Here is a 5,511-nt window from a genome sequence, read left to right as displayed (position 1 = left end):
GGCGCGTGCATTGTGTTGATGGAGCTAATGATGATGGTTCAGTTATGGTGGTCAGTCTGGTTATGTTGGCCAGTATTATCGCTACTCATTATTGGCCGTGGGTACGGTGGGCTTGGCGCGATAACAACAGGGAAAGATAGTCAGGGGAAACTCCCGCCCGCCGTTTACTGGCTGACATTGCCCTGGCGCATCGGGATGTGGCTATCTATGCGTTGGTTTTGTCGTCGCCTGGAGCCGGTGAGCAAAATGACTGCTGGTGTTTATTTAAGGGCGTTTCCACGACATATTCCGGCACAGAATGCGGTTCTGGACGTCACCTTTGAATTCCCTCGTGGACGAGCGACAAAAGATCGACTCTATTTCTGTGTACCGATGTTGGAGCTGGTGGTTCCGGAAGAGGGGGAGCTCCGACAGGCCGTGGCGATGCTGGAAACATTACGCGAAGAGCAAGGCAGCGTTCTGGTCCATTGCGCATTGGGATTATCGCGCAGTGCGCTGGTAGTGGCGGCATGGCTGTTATGTTACGGACACTGTAAAACAGTTGATGAAGCGATTAGCTTTATTCGAGCCAGACGCTCGCATATTGTGCTTAAGGAAGAGCACAAAGCGATGTTGAAATTATGGGAAAACAGGTAAGTGGATTGAGATGTGGACTGAATATCTACAGTCCACATCAAGACCGTGTCCGGTTATGCAGCAACAATGCTGTCGATGGCTGCTTTTGCGTCAGACTGTGCTTTCGCTGCCATTTCCGGACCGTATGCGATCCCTTCGGCGAAGACAAATTTCACATCGGTAATGCCGATAAAGCCGAGGAACGTGGACAGATACGGCGTCACCAGGTCCGTTGGTCCATCTTTGTGGATCCCACCGCGGCTGGTAATAACGATGGCTTTTTTACCCGTTACCAGACCTTCCGGACCGTTCTCGGTATAGCGGAAAGTAACGCCTGCGCGTGCAACCAGGTCAAAATAGTTTTTCAACTGAGTTGAGATGTTGAAGTTATACATCGGTGCCGCAATAACGATAACGTCGTGGGCTTTCAGCTCGGCAATCAGCTCATCGGAAAGCGCCAGAGCTTCCTGCTGACGCGGAGTCAGCGGCGCATCGCTCGGACGCAGAGCGCCAACCAGTTCGCCATCCAGTACCGGAATCGGATTTGCAGCTAGGTCGCGAACGGTGATTTCATCAGCGGAGTGCTTTTCGCGCCATTGTTCAACAAAATAATCGGACAACTGATTAGACTGAGAGTACCCTGCCAGGATGCTGGATTTAAGAACTAATACCTTGCTCATGGTGTTTCCTTATAGATGTTTGAATGGACGATGCCCCGTTGCTTGCTGACACTTTATTCACAATCCTGCCACAGAGATAGCGCAATAAATCGAAGTCTATGTTCGAATTTATTGAACAACGCATAGAAAGCCGCGATGTGGTACTCTATATCTATCATTTAAAAGAAAATTAATCAGGCAGACTACTGCCCACTAACGTTATGACAGAACAACAAAAATTGACCTTTACTGCCTTGCAACAGCGGCTGGATTCGCTGATGCTGCGCGACAGACTGCGTTTTTCTCGCCGTCTGCATTGTGTTAAGAAGGTTAAAAATCCTGATGCACAACAGGCCATTTTCCAGGAGATGGCGAAAGAGATTGACCAGGCGGCAGGGAAAGTCCTGCTGCGTGAAGCGGCACGACTGGAAATCACTTATCCTGACAATTTACCGGTTAGTCAGAAAAAACAGGACATACTCGAAGCGATTCGTGATCACCAGGTGGTGATCGTCGCCGGGGAAACCGGCTCCGGTAAAACGACTCAGCTACCGAAAATCTGTATGGAGCTGGGGCGCGGTATTAAAGGGCTGATCGGTCATACCCAGCCGCGTCGCCTGGCGGCACGAACGGTGGCCAACCGTATTGCGGAAGAGCTGAAAACGGAGCCGGGCGGTTGCATCGGTTACAAAGTGCGTTTCAGCGATCACGTAAGTGATAACACGATGGTCAAGCTGATGACCGACGGGATCCTGCTGGCGGAGATCCAGCAAGACCGCCTGCTGATGCAGTACGACACCATCATTATTGACGAAGCGCACGAACGCAGCCTGAATATCGATTTTCTGCTCGGCTATTTGAAAGAGTTGCTGCCGCGGCGTCCTGACCTAAAAATCATTATCACTTCCGCGACTATCGACCCGGAACGCTTTTCGCGCCACTTTAATAATGCGCCGATTATTGAAGTCTCCGGTCGGACCTATCCGGTGGAAGTGCGCTATCGCCCGATTGTTGAAGAAGCCGATGACACCGAGCGCGATCAGTTGCAGGCGATTTTTGACGCCGTAGACGAACTAAGCCAGGAAAGCCCCGGCGACATTCTGATCTTTATGAGCGGCGAGCGGGAAATTCGCGATACCGCCGATGCGCTGAACAAGCTGAACTTACGCCATACCGAAATCTTGCCGCTTTATGCGCGGCTTTCGAACAGCGAACAGAACCGCGTGTTCCAGTCGCACAGCGGACGGCGCATTGTGCTGGCGACCAACGTCGCGGAAACCTCGCTGACCGTACCGGGGATTAAATACGTCATCGACCCCGGTACAGCGCGTATCAGCCGCTACAGCTATCGCACCAAAGTGCAGCGTTTGCCGATTGAACCCATTTCGCAGGCGTCTGCCAATCAGCGTAAAGGCCGCTGTGGTCGTGTGTCCGAAGGGATCTGTATTCGTCTCTATTCCGAAGACGATTTCCTCTCGCGCCCGGAGTTTACCGATCCGGAGATTCTGCGTACCAACCTGGCCTCGGTTATTTTGCAGATGACCGCGCTGGGGCTGGGCGATATCGCTGCGTTCCCGTTTGTCGAAGCACCGGATAAACGCAATATCCAGGATGGCGTGCGTCTGCTCGAAGAACTGGGCGCGATCACCACGGATGAACAGGCCAGCGCCTATAAACTGACGCCGCTCGGTCGCCAGCTCTCGCAGTTGCCTGTCGACCCACGTCTGGCGCGTATGGTGCTGGAAGCGCAAAAACATGGCTGCGTGCGTGAGGCGATGATTATCACGTCCGCGCTCTCCATCCAGGATCCGCGCGAACGTCCGATGGACAAACAGCAGGCATCGGACGAAAAACATCGTCGCTTCCACGACAAAGAATCCGACTTCCTCTCGTTTGTAAATCTGTGGAATTATCTTGGCGAGCAGCAAAAGGCGCTTTCTTCCAACGCCTTCCGTCGCCTGTGTCGTACCGATTACCTCAACTATCTGCGCGTGCGCGAATGGCAGGATATCTACACCCAGTTGCGCCAGGTGGTGAAAGAACTTGGCATTCCGGTCAACAGCGAACCGGCGGAGTATCGTGAAATTCACATCGCCTTACTGACCGGTTTGCTTTCCCATATCGGCATGAAAGATGCCGATAAACAGGAATATACCGGTGCACGTAACGCGCGTTTCTCCATCTTCCCCGGTTCTGGTTTATTCAAAAAGCCGCCGAAATGGGTAATGGTGGCGGAACTGGTAGAAACCAGCCGCCTGTGGGGGCGCATTGCTGCGCGTATCGACCCGGAATGGGTAGAACCCGTTGCTCAGCATTTGATTAAACGCACCTACAGCGAACCGCACTGGGAACGGGCGCAGGGCGCGGTGATGGCAACGGAAAAAGTCACTGTTTATGGTTTGCCGATTGTTGCTGCGCGCAAGGTCAACTACAGCCAGATCGATTCGGCGTTATGTCGTGAACTCTTTATTCGCCACGCTCTGGTGGAAGGTGACTGGCAGACGCGTCACGCATTCTTCCGTGAAAACCTGAAACTGCGGGCCGAAGTGGAAGAGCTGGAACACAAATCACGTCGCCGCGATATTCTGGTTGATGACGAAACGCTGTTTGAGTTCTACGACCAGCGCATCAGCCACGATGTAATCTCCGCTCGTCACTTCGATAGCTGGTGGAAAAAAGTCAGCCGCGAAACGCCTGATTTGCTCAACTTTGAAAAGAGCATGTTGATCAAAGAAGGGGCGGAAAAAATCAGCAAGCTGGATTACCCGAACTTCTGGCATCAGGGCAATCTCAAGCTGCGTTTGAGCTATCAGTTTGAGCCAGGCGCGGACGCGGACGGTGTGACCGTACATATTCCGCTGCCGTTACTTAACCAGGTTGAGGAAAGCGGGTTTGAATGGCAGATCCCCGGTCTGCGCCGCGAATTGGTGATTGCTCTGATTAAATCGTTGCCGAAACCGGTACGCCGTAATTTTGTGCCTGCACCAAACTACGCCGAAGCGTTTTTAGGCCGCGTCACACCGCTGGAGTTACCGTTGCTCGACAGCCTTGAGCGCGAGTTACGGCGGATGACCGGCGTTACCGTTGACCGCGAAGACTGGCTCTGGGATCAGGTGCCCGATCACCTGAAAATCACCTTCCGCGTGGTGGATGACAAAAACAAGAAGCTAAAAGAAGGGCGCTCGCTACAAGATCTGAAAGATGCGCTGAAAGGCAAAGTGCAGGAAACGCTGTCCGCGGTGGCGGATGACGGTATCGAGCAGAGCGGCTTACATATCTGGAGTTTTGGTCAGCTGCCGGAAAGTTACGAACAGAAGCGTGGCAACTATAAAGTGAAGGCGTGGCCGGCGCTGGTGGATGAACGCGACAGCGTGGCGATCAAACTGTTTGATAACCCGCTGGAGCAAAAACAGGCAATGTGGAATGGTCTTCGCCGTCTACTGCTGCTAAATATTTCCTCGCCGATCAAGTATTTACATGAGAAGTTACCAAACAAAGCCAAGCTGGGGCTGTACTTTAACCCGTATGGCAAAGTGCTGGAGCTGATCGACGACTGTATCTCCTGCGGTGTGGATCAACTGATCGACGCCAATGGTGGCCCGGTCTGGACGGAAGAAGGCTTTGCTGCGCTGCATGAAAAAGTGCGCGCCGAACTGAATGACACGGTGGTGGATATTGCGAAGCAGGTCGAGCAAATCCTCACTGCGGTGTTCAATATCAACAAACGTCTGAAAGGGCGGGTGGATATGACCATGGCACTGGGGCTTTCTGACATTAAAGCGCAGATGGGCGGGTTGGTATATCGCGGTTTTGTCACTGGTAACGGCTTCAAACGGCTGGGCGACACGCTGCGATATTTGCAGGCGATTGAAAAACGACTGGAAAAACTGGCGGTTGATCCACATCGCGATCGTGCACAGATGCTGAAAGTCGAAAACGTCCAGCAGGCGTGGCAGCAATGGATCAACAAACTGCCGCCTGCACGTCGTGAGGATGAAGACGTGAAAGAGATCCGTTGGATGATAGAAGAGCTGCGCGTTAGTTACTTCGCTCAACAACTTGGTACGCCTTATCCGATTTCAGATAAGCGTATTTTGCAGGCGATGGAGCAGATTAGCGGTTAACCCTGCTATTTGCCTAATAAATCTAAAACCTGGTAAGCATTTAGCGCCGGGTTTTTTATTAATTCTAAAACGGTAAGGACAAAAATTCAGGAATTCAGAAAAATGAGGTAGCC

General features: G+C 52.4%; 3 protein-coding genes. 2 read left to right on the top strand and 1 reads right to left on the bottom strand.

All coding sequences use genetic code 11. The annotated features are described in order from the left end of the window. On the top strand, positions 1 to 636 hold a 636-nt coding region (locus ACUU1M_RS18390), incomplete at its 5' end, for a dual specificity protein phosphatase family protein (protein WP_449144729.1). Positions 637 to 689: 53 nt separating this feature from the next. Here ACUU1M_RS18390 and azoR read toward each other — a convergent pair. Beyond that, positions 690 to 1,295 (bottom strand): FMN-dependent NADH-azoreductase, encoded by a 606-nt coding sequence (gene azoR, locus ACUU1M_RS18385; RefSeq protein WP_000048948.1) that lies wholly within the window; start codon positions 1,293 to 1,295, stop codon positions 690 to 692. A gap of 200 nt (positions 1,296 to 1,495) precedes the next feature. On the opposite strand from azoR, the gene hrpA reads away from it, so the two are divergent. Next, positions 1,496 to 5,398: an ATP-dependent RNA helicase HrpA gene (gene hrpA, locus ACUU1M_RS18380; protein WP_449144728.1), complete on the top strand. Its 3,903-nt coding sequence runs from the start codon at positions 1,496 to 1,498 to the stop codon at positions 5,396 to 5,398. The last annotated feature ends 113 nt before the right edge of the window (positions 5,399 to 5,511 follow it).

This window comes from Shigella sp. SIG6, assembly GCF_053555815.1.
Note: the sequence above shows the minus strand (reverse complement) of the source record. Positions and strands in the feature narration are given on the sequence as shown.